At 52.7% G+C, this 17,282-nt stretch carries 16 protein-coding genes; 10 read left to right on the top strand and 6 right to left on the bottom strand.

All coding sequences use genetic code 11. The annotated features are described in order from the left end of the window. The first annotated feature begins 83 nt into the window (after window positions 1-83). The 5 genes from TREBR_RS13170 (at window position 84) to TREBR_RS13150 (ending at window position 6,602) form a co-directional block, all read left to right on the top strand. On the top strand, window positions 84-1,019 hold the full coding sequence (locus tag TREBR_RS13170; protein ID WP_013759664.1) for a cation diffusion facilitator family transporter: 936 nt from the start codon (window positions 84-86) through the stop codon (window positions 1,017-1,019). A 301-nt stretch (window positions 1,020-1,320) separates the two neighbouring features. Continuing rightward, window positions 1,321-1,815 (top strand): hypothetical protein, encoded by a 495-nt coding sequence (locus TREBR_RS13165; protein ID WP_013759663.1) that lies wholly within the window; start codon window positions 1,321-1,323, stop codon window positions 1,813-1,815. 51 nt (window positions 1,816-1,866) lie between these two features. After that, a complete protein-coding gene (locus TREBR_RS13160) occupies window positions 1,867-2,421 on the top strand; it encodes a hypothetical protein (RefSeq protein ID WP_013759662.1) in 555 nt (184 codons plus the stop codon). Between the two features lie 96 nt (window positions 2,422-2,517). Continuing rightward, complete coding sequence (locus tag TREBR_RS13155; protein ID WP_013759661.1) at window positions 2,518-5,037, top strand: pectinesterase family protein; 2,520 nt, start codon at window positions 2,518-2,520, stop codon at window positions 5,035-5,037. A gap of 218 nt (window positions 5,038-5,255) precedes the next feature. Then, window positions 5,256-6,602: a pectate lyase family protein gene (locus TREBR_RS13150; RefSeq protein ID WP_013759660.1), complete on the top strand. Its 1,347-nt coding sequence runs from the start codon at window positions 5,256-5,258 to the stop codon at window positions 6,600-6,602. Window positions 6,603-6,726: 124 nt separating this feature from the next. Here TREBR_RS13150 and TREBR_RS13145 read toward each other — a convergent pair whose 3' ends face one another. The 3 genes from TREBR_RS13145 to TREBR_RS13135 form a co-directional block, all read right to left on the bottom strand. Further along, window positions 6,727-7,455 (bottom strand): Lipl32 family lipoprotein, encoded by a 729-nt coding sequence (locus TREBR_RS13145; RefSeq protein ID WP_013759659.1) that lies wholly within the window; start codon window positions 7,453-7,455, stop codon window positions 6,727-6,729. A gap of 155 nt (window positions 7,456-7,610) precedes the next feature. Next, window positions 7,611-8,117, bottom strand: coding sequence for a flavodoxin domain-containing protein (locus tag TREBR_RS13140; protein ID WP_013759658.1), 507 nt, complete (start codon window positions 8,115-8,117; stop codon window positions 7,611-7,613). A gap of 28 nt (window positions 8,118-8,145) precedes the next feature. Further along, window positions 8,146-9,039, bottom strand: a complete 894-nt coding sequence (locus TREBR_RS13135; protein ID WP_013759657.1) for a GIY-YIG nuclease family protein — start codon at window positions 9,037-9,039, stop codon at window positions 8,146-8,148. Between the two features lie 131 nt (window positions 9,040-9,170). Here TREBR_RS13135 and TREBR_RS13130 point away from each other — a divergent pair, with 131 nt between their 5' ends. From TREBR_RS13130 to TREBR_RS13115, 3 genes are all read left to right on the top strand, one after another. Continuing rightward, on the top strand, window positions 9,171-10,256 hold the full coding sequence (locus tag TREBR_RS13130; RefSeq protein WP_013759656.1) for a pectinesterase family protein: 1,086 nt from the start codon (window positions 9,171-9,173) through the stop codon (window positions 10,254-10,256). Window positions 10,257-10,349: 93 nt separating this feature from the next. Next, window positions 10,350-11,699, top strand: a complete 1,350-nt coding sequence (locus tag TREBR_RS13125; RefSeq protein WP_013759655.1) for a glycoside hydrolase family 28 protein — start codon at window positions 10,350-10,352, stop codon at window positions 11,697-11,699. 289 nt (window positions 11,700-11,988) lie between these two features. Then, window positions 11,989-13,011, top strand: coding sequence for a sugar kinase (locus TREBR_RS13115; RefSeq protein ID WP_013759654.1), 1,023 nt, complete (start codon window positions 11,989-11,991; stop codon window positions 13,009-13,011). A 135-nt stretch (window positions 13,012-13,146) separates the two neighbouring features. Here the strand turns inward: TREBR_RS13115 and TREBR_RS13110 are convergent, their stop codons facing one another. Further along, entirely contained in the window at window positions 13,147-14,016 is an 870-nt protein-coding gene (locus TREBR_RS13110) for a YeiH family protein (RefSeq protein ID WP_215904853.1), read from the bottom strand. 6 nt (window positions 14,017-14,022) lie between these two features. Beyond that, window positions 14,023-14,286 carry a putative sulfate exporter family transporter gene (locus TREBR_RS14570; protein ID WP_215904824.1) on the bottom strand — a complete coding sequence of 88 codons (264 nt, stop codon included), beginning with the start codon at window positions 14,284-14,286 and terminating at the stop codon, window positions 14,023-14,025. A gap of 69 nt (window positions 14,287-14,355) precedes the next feature. Here TREBR_RS14570 and TREBR_RS13105 point away from each other — a divergent pair, with 69 nt between their 5' ends. After that, window positions 14,356-15,222, top strand: a complete 867-nt coding sequence (locus TREBR_RS13105) for a LysR family transcriptional regulator (RefSeq protein WP_013759653.1) — start codon at window positions 14,356-14,358, stop codon at window positions 15,220-15,222. 48 nt (window positions 15,223-15,270) lie between these two features. On the opposite strand, the gene TREBR_RS13100 is transcribed toward TREBR_RS13105, so the two are convergent. Further along, window positions 15,271-16,017, bottom strand: a complete 747-nt coding sequence (locus TREBR_RS13100) for a copper homeostasis protein CutC (RefSeq protein WP_041610934.1) — start codon at window positions 16,015-16,017, stop codon at window positions 15,271-15,273. Window positions 16,018-16,155: 138 nt separating this feature from the next. Here TREBR_RS13100 and TREBR_RS13095 point away from each other — a divergent pair, with 138 nt between their 5' ends. Next, the gene (locus TREBR_RS13095; RefSeq protein ID WP_013759651.1) at window positions 16,156-17,112 is read left to right on the top strand and encodes an ROK family protein; all 957 of its coding nucleotides are present in this window, start codon (window positions 16,156-16,158) and stop codon (window positions 17,110-17,112) included. The last annotated feature ends 170 nt before the right edge of the window (window positions 17,113-17,282 follow it).

Raw genomic sequence — 17,282 nt, 5'->3', positions numbered from 1 at the left:
CGCCCCGTTTTTTGCTGCCGCCGATTTATCCGGTACGTCCGGCATCGTCGGCAGCCGTTTGTCCGCGCGGGTGTCCGTCCGTTATGAGAAAATCGAAACCTTTTTCCGAAATATCCCTTATCAAATTCGTTACGATCGTCAACTTTGCGTTCGCGGTGGGCGGATTGTTCTTCGCGTTCGTCTCGAAGTCCCAGTCTGTTTTATTCGACGCGCTGTATTCGTTTACGTCGAGCTTTTTTACGCTGATTTCGGCACGCGTGGTGCAGCTGGTAAAGCGCGGCGACGACCGGCAGTTCCAGTTCGGTTACGGCTCGTTCGAGCCGCTGTTCATCGTGATACGGACGATGTTTATCCTGACGATGAACTGCGCGCTTGCGTACGCCGCGTTAAAGACGCTGCTCGGCGGCGGCGCGGTAATCGGCGCGGAATCCGCGGCGCTGTACACGCTGATTTCGGTTTGCGTGTGCGCGGCCGTTTCGGTCGTTTTACGGATTGCCGCAAAGAAAACCGATTCGCCGGTGCTTTCGGCCGAGGCAAAAAGTTGGGTGAACGACACGCTTTTGAGCGTGTCGGTGCTCGCCGCGTTCTGCTGTATCTTCGTGTTGCGGCGGACCCGGGCGGCCTTTGTGATTCCGTACATCGATTCGGGAATGACGCTGCTTTTTATCGTCCTGTTGGTACCGCAATTCGTTCGTCAGCTCGGCGACAATATTCAGGAATTGCTGACCGCCGCACCGCCGGTCGATATTCAGCAGGAACTCGACGCGGTGATACGGCCGTACGTCGCCGCGTATGATTTGGCCGGATTTAAAACGTATTCCACCAAGCGCGGGCGCACGTTGTATATCGTCGTGCACGTGTATCTGAAACACGACGTTCCCATAAAGCGCGTTGACGTCGTGCGCAAGGCGATGATTCGCGACATCCGCAATTATTGGCACTACAGCGATACCGATATCGTGTTTACGCTGGATAAGACTTGGATTCCGCTGTCGTTTCCGCACGGCGAATCGTCGTAACCGGCGTCTTTTTCTCCATAACGAACTTTTTTCTCATTTTAGATTTATAGAGGGCGTGAAAGTCCAAAAAGTCTCCGGTATAGTTCCCTAAAACCGGCAAATAATAAAACATCAAGCGTTTTCATTTTTAAGGAGGATTTGATGAAAAATCGTTCAGGTTTTATCGGTTTGGCGTGTCTGCTGGTTTTGACGATAGGGGGGGGGGTATCTCGTAAGCTGTGATAACGGAAACGGCGGTGATTCGTCTTCGGAGTCGACCCCGACCCCGACGCCCACTACCTACGCGTGGAGTTTTTCCGATTTGGATTTATCTGCGGTGACGTTCGTTGCAGCAGCGGAAACGGGATCAGATACGGATGGCAGCGACGGCAGCGTTGCGAAAGTTACCGTCGGCGGTACCGATTCGGTGATAAGGTATGATTCGATTCCAACCGGAATACAACTCATTTTATCGAACGGTTCATCCAGCGGATCTTACAACAAAATCAACACGGCGCAGAGTGCAAAAGGTGAAGGTTCGGTCGGTGCCGTAGAACCTTCAAAAGCGGATATGGTGTACGCTGAGCTTGCAGGGCCGTTTACCGCTAAAATGTTTTATGCGGCGAACTCTTCCACCGACAAATCGGACAGGACGGCGCAGATAACGGTCAACGGTACCACTACGTTCGGGCCCGAAAATTCGGTTCCCGTTGCGGGAGCTTGGCTTGAAGCGTCTTATACGGGTACGGATACGGTAAAAGTTTATTTCGGTGGAACGAACGTTGTCCGTATTCACGATATAAGTATCACAAAATAACCGCAAATGCGGCGTTCTTTGCATTACTTTAAAGTTATACGAGGAGATACGATGAAAAAATTATTGTCAGGCGCTGTGTCGGTCGTTTTGGCCGGATGTCTGTTCGTTTCCTGCGCAACGACCGGTACGGCTGCCGAAAGTGCGGCGGAACCCGAAGTTACTGCTGCGGCTGCAGCCGTGTACGTGCTGAACGCGTCGGAACTTGATTTGAACGCGGATATTGCCGGCGGAACGAAAGCCGGAACGGACGGCTTCTTTACGCTGAACGTTCCGAATCCGGCGGAATCAAAACTGGTTGTCGATGCGAATAATAAAACGGTCGAGGGTACGGCGTATTCGCGGCGGTTGAAATTGGGCGGAATGCTCAATACGGTAACGTTTACCGTTCCTTCGACAGCTTCCGTAGCGGTGGTGTGCTGCAGTTCTTCAAACAGCGCCGTGCGGTCGCTTGAATTCAAAACGGGCGACGGCACTGTGGCGGCGGAAGTTCCCGCTCCCGGATCTCCGGTGCGGAGTACCGTCGAACTGGCTCCCGGTACGTACTCGCTCCAAGCTGCCGGCGGCGGCGGGGTGAACGTTTATGAGGTGGAAGTAACTCTGCAATAGAGTTCTTCATAGATCCTATCCTTGCGAGGCTGCCTTAACGGGCGGCCTCGCTTTTCAGCTGCGGCGGAACGGATTTGCCGCAAAATCGGAGGAAACATGAAATTCATACCGGCAGCCGCTCGGCGGCCGATTTTTATCCGTGCGGTGCTTGTATGCGCCGCCGTTTTATGCGCGGTTACGGCCGGCTGCGGAAGCACCGGAAACGGACGCGCTCGGACTGATTCGGATTCGCAGGACGACGAAACGCCGCGGGAATTTACGGGTTCGTTCGCCGGATACGAATGGACGGTTCCGGGCGGGACCGTTTTCGTTGTCGGGAATCGGCTCGTTGTGGAAAATCCCGCGGAAGGGATTGCACTGATGCTTGCGCCGGAAGCAGCCGCTGCTGCAGCGCAGCAATTCGGCGATCGATTCTATGCGGAAGCCGTGGTGCGGCCGACGGCGAAAGGTAGCGGGAAAAACAAGAATTTCGGCGTCGCGTGCCGAATCGGAAAAACCGCTTCCGGTGAGGAGAATTTTTACTACGCGGGCGTCAACTGGAACGGCCGCAATCAGCTGGGAACGGCGTTAACGCCGAAAGGATTGCAGTTCGGCAGTTTGGTCAGCGACACGTCGGTATGGAGCGCGGTATGTTCCGATCAGCCGTACGTTATCCGCTGCGAGTATGACGGCGGAACGATTTCCGGTTCGTTCAACGGTATTCCGTTCAATAAGAGCGGTAAAACGTCCTATACGATCAAAGACGGTGAAACCATTTCCGCCGGTTCGTTCGGTATCTATACCAACGGCGACAGCTTTGAATTGTATTCGTTTAAAATAGGTTCGCTTGATACCGGACGCGCGGCGCTCAAACTGTCGTCTATGAACGGTGATTTTATTACGCTTAAAGAAGACAGTACGCCGTTTGTCTTGTTAAATGAAAATAACTGGAATGTAAGAACGGGTACAGATGCGGCGGAATTCCGTGTTGAAGCGTTCGACGATGCCGGCACCGCGTGCGATTTCAGCGTGTCAGCCGACGGCGCGGCGGTTCGCGTTGAGCGGACGGAAACCGGTTTCACGATGACGCCGGTTGCTGTCGGCAGTGCGGCGGTTACGGTTTCCAATGCGGCCGATTCATCCGTCCGGAAGCTGTTCCGCTGCACTGTGTCGAAAGGGTTAACGCTGACCGATACCGATTACGGATCGTATGCGGCGTTTTATCCGCAGCCGGGAACGGCCGGTGTGTATGAAGACGACGTGCTTTCAATCACGTTCGACGGACCGCCCGTTTTAGTTGAAGACGCGGTGTATTTGTATGATGCGGCGAGCGGTGCGCTCGTTGATACGATACGGATCGGAAGTGAAACCGTTGAAATTCCCGACGGAACGGGAAAAACGACTTCATATCTGCTCAAGGATTTTATGGTTCAGATTGACGGAAATACGGTGTACGTTAAACCGCATTACGGCGCGCTTGAAAACGGCGGCTCGTATTACGTCGTGATTCCCGACGGCGCGATTTGCGGAACGGTGAACGGCAAGCCGTTTACCGGTTTTGATCGGGAGCAAAAACGGTGGGCGTTTACGACGCGCGCCGCGTACGTACCGGTGAACGCCGCCGCTTTAAAAGTGGGAACGTCCGTCGCCGCCGATTATCGGACGCTGCAGGCTGCGCTGAACGTCGCGGCCGACGGGGCGGTCGTTTCGCTTGAAGCGGGTACGTATCGTGAAATTATCTGCTACAAAGGCGGAAAAAACGTTACGGTTGCGGGACCTGCCGGAAACGCACGCGGCGCCGGATGCGAAATCGTCGGTATCAACTGCAACGCGTACAACGGCGGAACGCACGGCCGGGCGGCGTTTTACTGGTCGGGATCCGATTTGACGCTGAAAAATCTGACGATTCGGAATGCGTACGATCGGAATATCGGCGGAACGGCCCAGTCGGAAGCGTTGTTTTTTGCAAACGGTGCGGGTAAAAAATTGGCTGCGTATAACTGTTCGTTCAAAGGTTTTCAGGATACGATTCAGACGACCGGCAAAAACTGGTTTTACGATTGCCATATAGAAGGAGACACGGATTTTATCTGGGGATACGCGGACGTCGCGCTGTTTGAAAAGTGCGATATCGTGATGCTCGACACGTCGAAAGACGCCGTTCCCGCCAGCGCGTCGTACGTTTTTGAAACGCGCGTGGGAAGCCTTTCATCTGCGCTCGTGCCGAAGGGATACGTTCTGCTGAACTGCACGGTGCAGGCTGCTCACGGCGGCGGCAACTGGTTCGGCCGGCGCGCGACGGCAAAGGACGCTGACACCGATTACTATGATCAGGCCGCCGTCGTCAATACGACGGTAACCGGAACCGTACAGGCTCCGTTGTGGTCAGTGGGCAACGAGCCGGAATATCGTGCGCCGGATGCGGCGGGAAATATGAACGTCGGCTGGAAAACGTACGGAGGCAGCGGATTTCGCGCTCCTGCCGGCGTTCCGTACGCGGGCACGATATCGGACGCGGTGTATGCGGCCGAATACGGAAACCGAAACCTCATCATGAATCGCGTGTTCAATACGGATACGGGCGCGTACGGACCTTCCGATTCGTTGTGGAATTTGGATCCGGCGATTTTCGAGTAAAAGGCGCGGGTATCGGTCCGCGTGCAGTTCCCGATCCGCGTATTACCGATATGCGCAGTTCCCGGGCGGTGGTGTGCGGTGTGCAATAAAACGCCGCCGCCATCGGCTCCTCCCGTACGGTCGTCCGTTCCATAAATCGGTTTTTTTATTACAAAAATATGTCTGCATAACACAACGGAATTCTTCTATTATGGAATTGAAAATACGAGGAGTATAATATGAGTCGGTTACGGAAAATAATCATGCACGGTCAGGGAGTGTTCTTTGCAGTATGCGCCGCGCTGTTTTGCATCGGCTGCGTTCAGTTGGAGGCGGCGAACGATGCGGAAAGCGGCGGCACCGTCGTTTCGGTGGAAATCCGTGCGTCCGACGCGCCGACCGGCTGGGCTTCGGTAGGAGCAAAGTCGAATTTCGGCGGATACGGCGGAAGCGCGGTTACCGTATCCGACCGCGCCGCCCTGATAGCCGCGGCAAAATCCGGCGGTAAAGTAATTTACGTCGACGGTATGATCGATATGAGCGGCGGAATGCTGCCTTCCGTATACGACGACAGTACGGCGGGACTGGATGCGCTTATTGCGGAAAAGACCGACGGCTTGTATTCGACGTACGCTTCCTGGCGAACTGCGTACGCGGCGTCTTGCAAAGATTCGGCCGACGGTTCTTCGGATTCGGCGTTGGCCGGATATCAGGCTGCGTTGTCGAAGGCGTGGAAAGCACAGATACAGCTTTCCGTCGCGTCCAATACGACTCTTATCGGTTTGACTTCCGACTCAGGTATCGCCGGCGGTACGATCAGCATATCCGGTGTGTCGAATATAGCCGTACGCAATATGACGATTCGGGATGCATACGATCCGTTTCCCGATATGGAAAAGAACGACGGCTTTAACGCGGAGTACGACGGAATCTGCATTCAGGGGACAAGTTCGAACATCTGGATCGATCGTTGCACGTTCGCCGATTCTTTCAGCAACTTTAATAAGGTAAAGACCGGAAGCGGGACTCCGGGCGTCAAATGGCAGACGTACGACGGACTGTGCGATATAAAGGGAAACAGTCGGAATATCACCGTTTCGTATTGCAAATTCATGAATCACGATAAAACGATGCTCATCGGTTCCTCCGATTCCGAGAGCCTGTCCGTAACGCGGACGGTAACGCTGCACCACAACTATTATTATAATTGCGTACAGCGGCTGCCGATGGTACGCATGACGAACATCCATATTTTCAACAATTATTACGACGCGGATTCCGCCTCGTATGCGAATTCGTACGCAATCGGCGTCCGAAAGAATGCGGCCGTGTATGCCGAAAAGAACTGTTTTGGGTGCAATATAAAATATTCGTATTCGGGAGCGACGGGGACGAGCGCGAAAGGCAGCCTTTTTGCTGCCGGCGACAGCGATAATTCTGCAAATAAAGGGCGTACGGATCAGTTCGCAACGCTCGCCGCCGCACCGTTCAGCGTTCCGTATCGGTATGAAGCGGCGGACGCCGACACACTGCCTGCGTTTATAAAAGCGAACGCAGGTGCCGGCATTCTGCCGGTCGTGCGTTAAAAAAATGGGCAACTGATCCGAGCGGCGGTGTGCCGAATCACTTGCCCGGCAGCGTCAGGCAGCGCGGCCGATATGTACTGTCCGGCTGCCTTCAGTGATCTTCGGTGGTTGGTTCGGAACGGAATTATTCCGCACTTTCCGCAGCCTGAATAGCGGGTAAAAGGGAAGTCTTCTCTTTTACCATAACGGCGCCGGCCAGTTTGACCGGCGCTCCGACTTGCACGATAAAAGATCCTTGTACGTCTCCCGTTTTGTAGCAGGTAAATCCGATTCGGTACAGTCCGCGAATTAAAGCTTTCGCCGGATTTCTCGGATCGTTTGAGATCCGCAGCAGTGAATTGTATTTTTTGCCGGCAGGATTCGCGGGCATTTCCGGATTGTCGTCGTTTGTGCCGTACGTAAGCCATTTAGTGGAATTGATTCTGGACGGAATGTCTTCCAGGTCGATAATATCCACCGCCCGTTCCAGGCGGATCCACGGATCAAAGTACAACCGGTTGTTTTGGGCGTCCGTTTCCCATGTGTTCTCAACGAAGTCTTTTTCCGCCGGAATTCCCACTGCCGGGGATGCCATCCTGACGCCGAGTTCCGGGACGGTGAACGGCAGCCATAAATATAAATAGCGTATATTTTTGCCATTGGCGACTTCGTCCGGTAACGATCCGGAACTTACGTATCCGTAATAACCCGTTACGTCTGCGTACGGAATACATATTTTTTTGCCGCCCGCGGAAGTTTTTTCCGCATCCGTACCGAAGATCGGTAATTCCGAATCGGTTTTCAGGGTTGCCGATTTGCAGCCTGCCGTAAAAAATACGGCTGCGGCAAGTGCAGTGATCAAAACTTTTTTCATAAACGTCTCCCTACGTTATTGTGATATAAAGAATATATTATATTTTCTTGAAAACCATAAAATACCAAAAAAAAACTAAATATTACAAAAAAGAACTAATTATTTTTTTAATAATAAAGAAAATGTAAATAATGGGAAATGTTCGCGTGAATTTTTTATCCGTTCAGGCCTTTGCAGTAGGTTACGAGCGGTTCAATCGTTTTTTTATCCGAACGGTCAAAAGACGTTCCCAGCGTTTGCTCCATGAACAAATCCTGTTCCGTTTTGTTTTCTTTTTGTGCAGCCATTTTTTTTACCATTTTGAGCAGTATCTTCTGGAAAAATGAAAGTTTGTCCGTCCGAAACCCGCCTTCCAGATAAAAAAACGGCGTGTCGCCGAGTTTGTTCGTTTCCGTTATTGCCTGCGAGATTCGTTCGCTTGCGGGCGTTGCTCCCACGGCGAAAACGGCTGCCGGTTTACAGCCGCGTCCGGTCATTTTATTCAGTCCCGATATCATGTTGCCGAAAATCCAGCCTCCGTATATCACCATACCGGCTGCGGATATTTCGGATGCCGTCACTTGTTTCAGCGGTTTGGCTTCGCCGCCGAGCGCCTGCGCGATCCATTCGGCGTATTGCGCGGTAAATCCGGTGTTGCTTTGATAAACTACGAGAACGTTCATGGTGGCTCCTTTCATACTAATATTTTAACTAGAATTCTTTTGTTTCCCATGCATCCAGAGTCATTCCATTTTGCAGTTTCCACTCTTTCGGACCATTTGTTGCCCTCGCTTTGACAATGGACGCTGCTGCAGAAGATGAATTAAAATCGATATCTTTATCAAGAATGTAGACCCCTTCATAATCGCAATTTTTAAATACCCTTTCCGTTTCTATTTTTTTGCGTAACGGATAATAACAATGATTTTTAAAACTTTCTCTTTCATTTTTTTCGATATATGATCCTTTTAGTAATCTATATCCTGATTTTGTTATTTGCAACATTCCTTTTAATTGATTCCCTGATTGATCGGTTCTTTCAGCCGTTAATGCAATATAAAATATGTTCGTATTGTCTTCTTTTGGCGTTTCGATTTCATCTGTTTTTGCAAAATCCAATAATCCGAGATTTTGCAAAATGAATATCATATTATTTAAGTATTCTTCTAAATCATCGATATCACAATATGGTAGTTTTGATCCCGGCGGTTCGGTAAGATTTCGGAGATTAAACGCCGTCGTATTAGCTTTTGCAATTTGGTAAAAACGTTTTTCCAAGTATCTGACATGTGCTTTAGTGAGATTGGCGTCTTTACTTATAAACACGACAAAAGAATCCCACCAATCTTTTCCTGTTATGTGATTCTTCAATCTTGTATTTACTTCATCAGCTTCACCGATATATATAGTTTTTTGTATACTGTTTTGCTCTTGATTAATAAGAAAGTAAATACCCGGATTCGATATTTCTTCTATTTTTAGAATAGCTGGAACATGTTTTCTTTCGCCGATATATGCTTTACCAGTCCAATTACTCAGTTCTGCTGATTTGAGGTTTTTCTGCTCATCACCTGTGATATATAGTTTTATCGTTTTTCCCGCCATAATATGCTCCCTTTTTATTATATCACATCTTTCGTATCGTGATTAGCACTCTTCCCGTTTTCCCGCAATAAGACAAAAAGGCGACGGAACAGTACACTGCGTACCGTTTCCAAAAAAGGTATACTTACCGTATGATAGACTTATACGTTTTTCCGCTTACGGAAAAGAACGCCGCGGCGATGCCTTTCCGGGCGGCGGATAAATTGACGATATACGGTATTCAAAATGCGTTTACATATATTGCGGCGTACAACGGCGGTATCGGTCGTAGCGGCGGTGCGTCCGCGTCCGAACCGTTCACGCTGCATTTGGCGGCGGGCGAATATCGGGAAATCCTGCGTTACGACGAACCAAATTCGCTTTTCATGAATGGGCCGAACGGAGCGCAGACGTGCAGCGCGGCGTGCGCGGTGCGGGCGGAAAATTGTGAAGCCTTCCGTAAAGACACGGAAAACCGCGCGCTCTTTACCGTCGGGCCGAAGGCGACGTTCGTTTCTCTGAAAAATTTTACGCTTGAAAATACGCACGTAAAAACGTCGCCGGATGAAGCACTCGGCAATCAGGCGGAAGCGTTCTGTTTTCATAATCAGAACGGCGTGCTTGTTGCGGAAAACATGCAGTTTATGAGCCGTCAGGATACGATCCACGTTAAAGGATTCAGCCGGTTTTACCGCTGCTACGTTACCGGCGACATCGATTACGTGTGGGGCTACAACAATCTTACGTTATTCGAGGAATGTACGCTGCACACCCGGCAGGACAATCGCGGCGAGGATCTTCCGGCATACGTACTGCAGGCACGCACGCTTGCCGGAAAACCCGGCTTCGTGTTTTTGAACTGTAAATTTTCGGTCGATCCGCGTCCGACATCTCCGGTGTATATCGCCCGGACAAGCGGCACGGGTTCGGCGGCATCCGCCGATCGCTGGGACAGCGTGGCGCTCATCAATTGCACGGTTGACAGCGGGTACGACGCGGCGTTTTGGACGGACGACGGCGGTCGTGCCGTTTATCCCGAACGCGGAACGGCGCTCACCGGCTGGCGTGAATACGGAACAAAAATCGCGTATCCCGACGGCAGCATAAAACCGGCGGACGTCCGCTTCCGTCATAAAGCCGGATACGTGCTGTCTGCGGTCGAATACGGGCTTTTTTACCGCGACTGCGAACGGATCGTAAAGGACACTCCGCTTGCGTCTGCCGTACGGTCGGAATAGTCCAAAAATAGTACAATTTAATTTCTTGTTTTCTGAAGGATTATGCCTGAAAATAGGAAAGATGTGATTGTTGTGCAATGCAGGAGTAACATAGTGTGTGAATTGAATTTGAAAAATTTCGGTGCGAAAGCCGATGGAATATACAATAACGCCGCCGCGTTTGCAGAAGCGGTGTCGGTACTGCACGAAGCGGGGGGCGGCACGCTGACCGTTCCCGCGGGAATCTGGAAGACCGGGCCGATCAGATTATGTGCCAAAATGACGCTGCATCTTGCAGAAGGTGCCGTTCTCCGTTTTATTCCCGATCCGGAATTGTATCCGCCGGTGTATACGCGCTGGGAAGGCGTGGAATGTTACGCGATGCAGGCGTGCCTGTACTGTGCCGATTCCGACTCCGTAACGGTAACGGGCAAGGGTGTTATAGACGGCTCCGGCGATACGTGGTGGGATTTGCGCTGGCAGAAGGCGGATCAGGGAGGCCCCAAGTCGCCGATAGAATGCAAACTTGCGGCGCTGAATCCCGGATATCGGTCGCAGCCCGGCGGCGGCGGCGGTCGTGAAGTGCAGTTTCTGCGGCCGGCGCTCGTTCAGTTTTATAATTGTACGAACGTCCGGCTGGAACAGGTAACACTCGAAAATTCACCGTTTTGGACGGTACATCCGGTATACTGCGACAATCTGCTCGTTCGCGGCATAACGATACAGAATCCCAAAGACGCGCCGAACACCGACGGTATCGACATAGATTCGTGCACGAACGTGCAGATTGTCGACTGCGAAGTGAGCGTCGGCGACGACGGCATCGCGCTCAAATCCGGTTCCGGCGAGGACGGTATTCGCGTCAACAGGCCGACGCGAAACGTAACGGTGCGCGGCTGCACGGTGCGCGACGCGCACGGCGGTATGGTCATCGGCAGTGAGACTGCCGCCGGCATTCGGCATGTACTTGCGGAAAACTGCCGGTTTCCCGGAACCGATCGCGGAGTCAGAATAAAATCGCGTCGGGGACGCGGCGGTGAAATATACGACGTCAAACTGCGTAATCTGGTTATGGAAGATAATCTGTGTCCGATTGCGATCAACATGTACTATAAATGCGGTGAAACCGATCCTAAAAGTCCGCTGTTTTCGCTCGACGCGCAGCCGGTTACCGATTCGACTCCGCACGTGCACGATGTGGAAATTACCGGAGTCCGTGCTTCAGGCTGCAAGGCGTCGGCGGGATTTATCGCGGGACTCCCCGAATCGCCGGTCGGCAATCTGGTCATAAAAGACTGCGTGTTTCGGACGGACGAACGGTCGCCCGAGTCGCCGATGAACTCGGATATGTTTTACGGATTGCCCGAAGTGGCGGAAAAAAGTTTTCGGGTTTTAAATGCGCCGGGAGCGCTCTTTGAAAACGTTCGGATAGAAGGTCCTTCCGAACCGTTCGTTTACGGGTGACGGAATCGGCCGCGCCGCGACGTGCAGAGTCTTTCTGTGCGCCGCGCCTCCTCGTGTGCAGTGCGCCGCACAGGCTGCATTCCGTTCGGCGAAATACGCCGCTGCGCGGTTTGCAGTATAGAGGTTTGCCGTATTGCGGGGTGCCGTATCGCGTTTTTCTAAAAATGAAATATAGTTTCATTTTTGTATTGACGAAGCGTATTTTTTGAGTTATGATAAAATTACAGAAGGCCTGATACGCATACGTCAGTGCCGCGCCGCTCACGCGGTATTTTTATGGGAGACATATATGAAGAAGGTTGTTACATTCGGTGAACTGATGCTGCGCCTTGCCCCGCAGGGATATTATCGTTTTCAGCAGGTCGATTCGTTCGGCGCTACGTTCGGCGGCGGTGAAGCGAACGTAGCCGTATCGCTGGCAAACTACGGTTACGATGCGTGTTTCGTTACGAAGCTGCCTAAACATGCGATCGGTCAGTCGGCGGTAAACAGTCTGCGCAGATACGGCGTGAATACGGCTCACATTGCGCGCGGCGGAGACCGCGTCGGTATTTATTATCTTGAAAAAGGCGCGTCGCAGCGCGGCAGCGTGTGCATTTACGATCGCGCGCATTCGGCGATTCAGGAAGCTTCCTCCGCCGATTTCAACTGGGAAGAAATTTTCAAAGGTGCCGAATGGTTTCATTTTACCGGAATCACGCCGGCGCTCGGCCAAAATATGGTAAACGTCTGCCTTGAAGCGTGCAAAGCCGCCAAAAAAGCGGGCGTAAAGATTTCCTGCGATTTGAACTATCGCGGAAAATTATGGACGCGCGAACAGGCGCGCACGGCTATGACTGAACTGTGCAAATACGTGGACGTGTGTATTTCAAACGAAGAAGACGCAAAAGACGTGTTCGGCATTGAAGCCGCGAACTCCGATATTTACGGCGGAAAACTCGACAAGGAAGGTTATAAAAGCGTTGCGAAACAGCTTGCCGACACGTTCGGTTTTGAAAAAGTGGCGATCACGCTGCGTACTTCCATTTCCGCAAACGACAACGATTGGGCGGCGCTTCTGTTCGACGGCACGGATTACTGCTTCAGCAAGGAATATCACATGCACATCGTCGACCGCGTCGGCGGCGGTGATTCGTTCGGCGGCGGTCTGATTTACGCGCTGCTCGAAGGTAAATCCACGCAGGATGCGGTCGAATTCGCCGTCGCCGCTTCGTGCCTGAAACATACGATTGAAGGCGATTACAATATGGTTACCGTAGACGAAGTTGAAAAACTCGCCGCCGGTAACGCTTCCGGACGTGTTCAGCGGTAACTCCTATCGGGACGCCGGCGCTCCGTCGGAAATGAACGGCGTCTTGACCTCTGACTTACTCGTATAAATATGTAAAAACAGCATCTCCTTTGAGGGCTGCCGGTGCGTGCGTGCGCTGCCGGCAGCTCTTTTTTCTTACATCTGTCCCAAAAATGCCTGAACGATGAACGATACTACCACGACGAGCAGCGAAATGATAAATCCGTGCAGCATTGGTTTGGGACCGCTTTTTGCGACTTTTCCGAACGACGTTTTGAGGCCGATCGCGCCGAGCGCCATGACGAACGCGAATTTACTCAGTTTCGCCGCACCGTCCGCAACCGATTCGATAAGTTCCGCACTCAAAAAGCGCGGACTGCACGCTTCTGCGGCACTGCGCAGTGCCACGAAGCCCAAAAAGGCAAGGATAAACCAGGGAAATATTTTGGTAACGGAATCGGTAACGGATTTAGCCGTACGTTTGGCAGCGGATTTATCGGCGGCTGCCGAACCCGCGTTTTTTTCCGACGCGGACTGCGGGGCGTTCCGTCCGCTTATCCGCCCGTTTATATATCCGAACAGCAGTACGATCGGTACGATGGAAAGCGTTCTGGTCAGTTTTACGATGGTTGCAAAGTTTCCGGCGGCTTCGGAAAACGCGTATCCGGCTGCAACGACAGAAGACGTGTCGTTCACGGCCGTTCCCGCCCATAATCCGTATCCCATGTCGGTCATCCCGAAAAATCGGCCCATGAGGGGAAACGCGATAACCATAACGATGTCGAACAGAAACGTTGCGGAAATCGCGTAAGCGATGTCGCCGTCGTCCGCTTCAATGACCGGCGCGATAGCCGCGATGGCCGAGCCTCCGCAGATACCGGTTCCGGCGGAAATGAGGTTGGAAAGTTTCCAGTTCATTTTGAACAGTCTGCCGAACAGATTGCCGAAGCCGAATGCCGCTATCAGCGTGAACGACATCACGATGAGCGAAAATTTGCCGACGAGCAGTACCTGTGAAAAGCTCAGCGTAAATCACATCAGGATAATTCCTGCTTTCAGGATCCGTTTTGAAACGAATTGAACGCCGTGTTCAAAACCGTTGCCGCGGCCCGTCAGTCCGATTCCGGCCAGCAGCGGATGAATGGCCATTCCCGCAAGCATCGCAAAGACGCCGGCTGAAATCAGATGGTACGGTATCAGATTTGCAAGAAATGATGACGCGAGGGCGAGTCCCGCGACGCATACGATCGCCGTAAAAAATAACGCATTGCCGCGCAGTGTGTTTTCAGTTTTCATGAGTTGAACATATCATGTTTTTAAGATAAGGTAAAGTTATATATTTTTATTATTATATAAGGAATATTTATGATAGATTTCAGGCTGAAAACCTTTCTCGCCGTGTGCCGGACGCTGAACTATACGAAAGCGGCGGAAGAAGTTCACGTAACTCAGCCGGCCGTGAGTCAGCATATTCAGTATCTTGAACGGGAATTCAACTGTAAACTGTTTGAACACAGGGGCAAACAGCTTTTCAAAACGCCGAAGGCCGAGACGCTTGAACGGTTCGCCCTGCAGCTGACGCGAAACGTGCGGATCATGGAAGACGGAATGCGCCTTTTGCCGGACGAGCTGCCGCTGATTAGAATCGGCGCAACCAAAACGATCGGCGAATACGAATTGCCGCGGCTGCTTGAACGGCATTTGGAAAGCGCGCGCTTCAGCGTGCGGATCGACAATACGCTTAATTTACTGAACGCGATAGACGGCGGCGCGCTTGATCTTGCCCTGATTGAAGGATTTTTCAATAAATCTTTGTATGAAACGTACCCGTACAAAACAGAGTCTTTCACCGGATTCTGCTCCGTTCGGCATCCTTTTGCCGGGCGGCGAGTTTTGCCGGACGCCCTTTTTGCCGAACGGCTTTTGATTCGCGAACCCGGTTCGGGCAGCCGCGACATCTTCGAGCAGTTTCTGACGATGAACAACTGTTCGCTCGAGCAGTTCCGCTCGGTAAACAGCATCAACAGCGTGTCGGTCATCGCGGCGCTGGTTGCGCGCGGTGCAGGGATCAGTTTCGGTTATGATTCGATAGTACGCGCTGATCCCGCGCTTGAACGGTTTCACGTTGAAGGTTTGGCGGAAAGGCACGCATACACGATCGTTCGCATGAAAAATTGCGCCGACGATTCGGCGCGGCGTTTTGCCGAACGGTTGGCAGCCGAATCCGCGTAACGGGTGCGGTCGGTCGCCGGAACGCCCATTACATCCGCGCCGTTCAGACTACAGTCCGCGCAGAACGTCCGCCGCGGCCCGTATCCGACGCATGTCGGTCAGCAGTATGCCGTATTCGCTGATGCTTTCCAGTCCCATGCGGACGGCGGGATTGCGGTAGGTCATGGCGCTTTTGACCGTCGTTTTTCCGGACAGGTGAAACGCCGTGATGCCGGTTGTCTCGTACAATTTCCGTATGCCGTCTGCCGAAACTCCGCCGCCGGCCATAATCGTTATGTCCGATCCGAAACGTTTATTCAGGTCCGCAAGCAGGGCGGAACCCTGCGTACAGTTCTGTTTTTGTCCTGAAGTAAGCACGGTATCGATTCCCAGCCGTTCGGCTTGCTCCAGCGTTTCAAACGGATTCCGGCACATGTCGAACGCGCGGTGCAACGTAATCGGAAGCGCTCCCGCCGTTTCTTTCAAAATCCGAAGCCGCGGCGTATCGAGCGCGCCGTCCGGCTGCAGACAGCCGATAACAACGCCGTCCGCGCCGAGTTTTCGGTATAAAGCGACTTCGTTCCGGATGATTTCGAATTCGTGAACCGAATAACAAAAATCACCGAAGCGCGGCCGGATAAGCACTCGCACGGGCAGCCGCGTCGCGCCGCGTACGGCTTCAAACAGGCACGCAGAAGGCGTAACGCCGCCGACGATGAGCGCGGAACATAATTCCAGTCGCGTCGCGCCGCCTTCCGTTGCGGCCAACGCAGACTCTACCGAATCTACGCATACTTCAAGAATGTAATCGTTCATTTTTTCACCATACAGATTTTTACCATACAGACACATGCGGTCGCTGTCAATGGGGCGATTCCGATTCGCGCGTGATCGGCGATATTCGCATTACCCGGCGCTTGACTTTCAAAATACGGGCGCGTATACTTTTAAACCATGAATTACGTCGGTGTCGATTTAGGCGGAACGAACATGACCGCCGCCGTTCTTGACGATTCGTACGCTGTCATAGCGCAGGCGAAGCGTCTCACTTCCTGTCCGCGCCCGTACGACGCCATTTTGGACGACGTTGCGCGGACGGTTCTCGATGCGGTTGAAAAGGCGGGAATATCTCCGTCCGATTTCGCTTATGTGGGAGTCGGCAGTCCGGGCGTGGTTTCCGCAGCGGACGGCGTTGTTATCGACGCGGTGAATCTGGGATTCAAAAACGTTCCGCTCGGTTCGTATCTGTCGCGGAAACTCGGTGTGCGCGTAATTTTGGAAAACGATGCGAACGCCGCCGCTTACGGTGAATTTCTTGCCGGCGCGGCAAAAAATACGAATGATTTTATTGCGCTCACGATCGGTACCGGAATCGGCAGCGGCGTTATTCTGGACAAAAATATATACCGCGGTGCGAACGGCGTCGGCGGTGAATTAGGGCATACCGTCGTCGTGCTCGACGGCCGCCCCTGTTCGTGCGGAAGGAAAGGCTGCATGGACGTGTACGCTTCAGCAACGGGACTCATTACAAGTACGAAAGAAGCCATGCGTGCGGACGGGCGGAGTCTCCTATGGCGGCTGGTGAACGGTGATATTTCCGCGGTGAACGGCGCCTCCGCGTTTTCGGCAGCGAAGCAGGGAGACGAAACGGCCTGCGCCGTCGTCGCCTCGTACGTGCGCGTTCTCGCGGCGTGCGTTACGAATATCGTGAATATTTTCCAGCCCGATATGATTTCGATTGCCGGCGGCGTAAGCCGCGAAGGCGAATATTTGCTCGAGCCGGTGCGCGCTCTGGTTCAGTCCGAATGTCTGAAAAATCCCAAAGGCCGCGTTCCGATCATCTGCGCCGCGACTTTGCAGGATAAAGCCGGCGTTATCGGTGCGGCGCTGCTGGGCGTGCGGAATCGGTAACGCGGTGCGCGGTTGGAATAAACACCGCGACGCCCATCGCAAAACTGACGGCAAAGCAGACGAGTTAAAAAGATCCGTTTTGCACCGTACCGCGCTCCTGCCGGACAGTAATTCTTCGAGCTGTATATCCGGCACTTGTACATGTGCCGGAATTGCCGCCGTATCGGGAT

The sequence above is a fragment of the Treponema brennaborense DSM 12168 genome (assembly GCF_000212415.1).
Classification (GTDB): domain Bacteria; phylum Spirochaetota; class Spirochaetia; order Treponematales; family Treponemataceae; genus Treponema_F; species Treponema_F brennaborense.
The sequence above is the reverse complement of the archived record's forward strand: the minus strand, read 5'-3'. Positions and strand labels throughout refer to the sequence as shown.

Excerpts from the sequence above, each read along its gene's own strand:
- TREBR_RS13170 (WP_013759664.1), top strand. The coding sequence starts at position 84 with ATGAGAAAATCGAAACCTTTTTCCGAAATATCCCTTATCAAATTCGTT.
- TREBR_RS13160 (WP_013759662.1), top strand. The coding sequence starts at position 1,867 with ATGAAAAAATTATTGTCAGGCGCTGTGTCGGTCGTTTTGGCCGGATGT.
- TREBR_RS13155 (WP_013759661.1), top strand. The coding sequence starts at position 2,518 with ATGAAATTCATACCGGCAGCCGCTCGGCGGCCGATTTTTATCCGTGCG.
- TREBR_RS13150 (WP_013759660.1), top strand. The coding sequence starts at position 5,256 with ATGAGTCGGTTACGGAAAATAATCATGCACGGTCAGGGAGTGTTCTTT.
- TREBR_RS13145 (WP_013759659.1), bottom strand. The coding sequence starts at position 7,455 with ATGAAAAAAGTTTTGATCACTGCACTTGCCGCAGCCGTATTTTTTACG.
- TREBR_RS13140 (WP_013759658.1), bottom strand. The coding sequence starts at position 8,117 with ATGAACGTTCTCGTAGTTTATCAAAGCAACACCGGATTTACCGCGCAA.
- TREBR_RS13135 (WP_013759657.1), bottom strand. The coding sequence starts at position 9,039 with ATGGCGGGAAAAACGATAAAACTATATATCACAGGTGATGAGCAGAAA.
- TREBR_RS13130 (WP_013759656.1), top strand. The coding sequence starts at position 9,171 with ATGATAGACTTATACGTTTTTCCGCTTACGGAAAAGAACGCCGCGGCG.
- TREBR_RS13115 (WP_013759654.1), top strand. The coding sequence starts at position 11,989 with ATGAAGAAGGTTGTTACATTCGGTGAACTGATGCTGCGCCTTGCCCCG.
- TREBR_RS14570 (WP_215904824.1), bottom strand. The coding sequence starts at position 14,286 with ATGAAAACTGAAAACACACTGCGCGGCAATGCGTTATTTTTTACGGCG.
- TREBR_RS13105 (WP_013759653.1), top strand. The coding sequence starts at position 14,356 with ATGATAGATTTCAGGCTGAAAACCTTTCTCGCCGTGTGCCGGACGCTG.
- TREBR_RS13100 (WP_041610934.1), bottom strand. The coding sequence starts at position 16,017 with ATGAACGATTACATTCTTGAAGTATGCGTAGATTCGGTAGAGTCTGCG.
- TREBR_RS13095 (WP_013759651.1), top strand. The coding sequence starts at position 16,156 with ATGAATTACGTCGGTGTCGATTTAGGCGGAACGAACATGACCGCCGCC.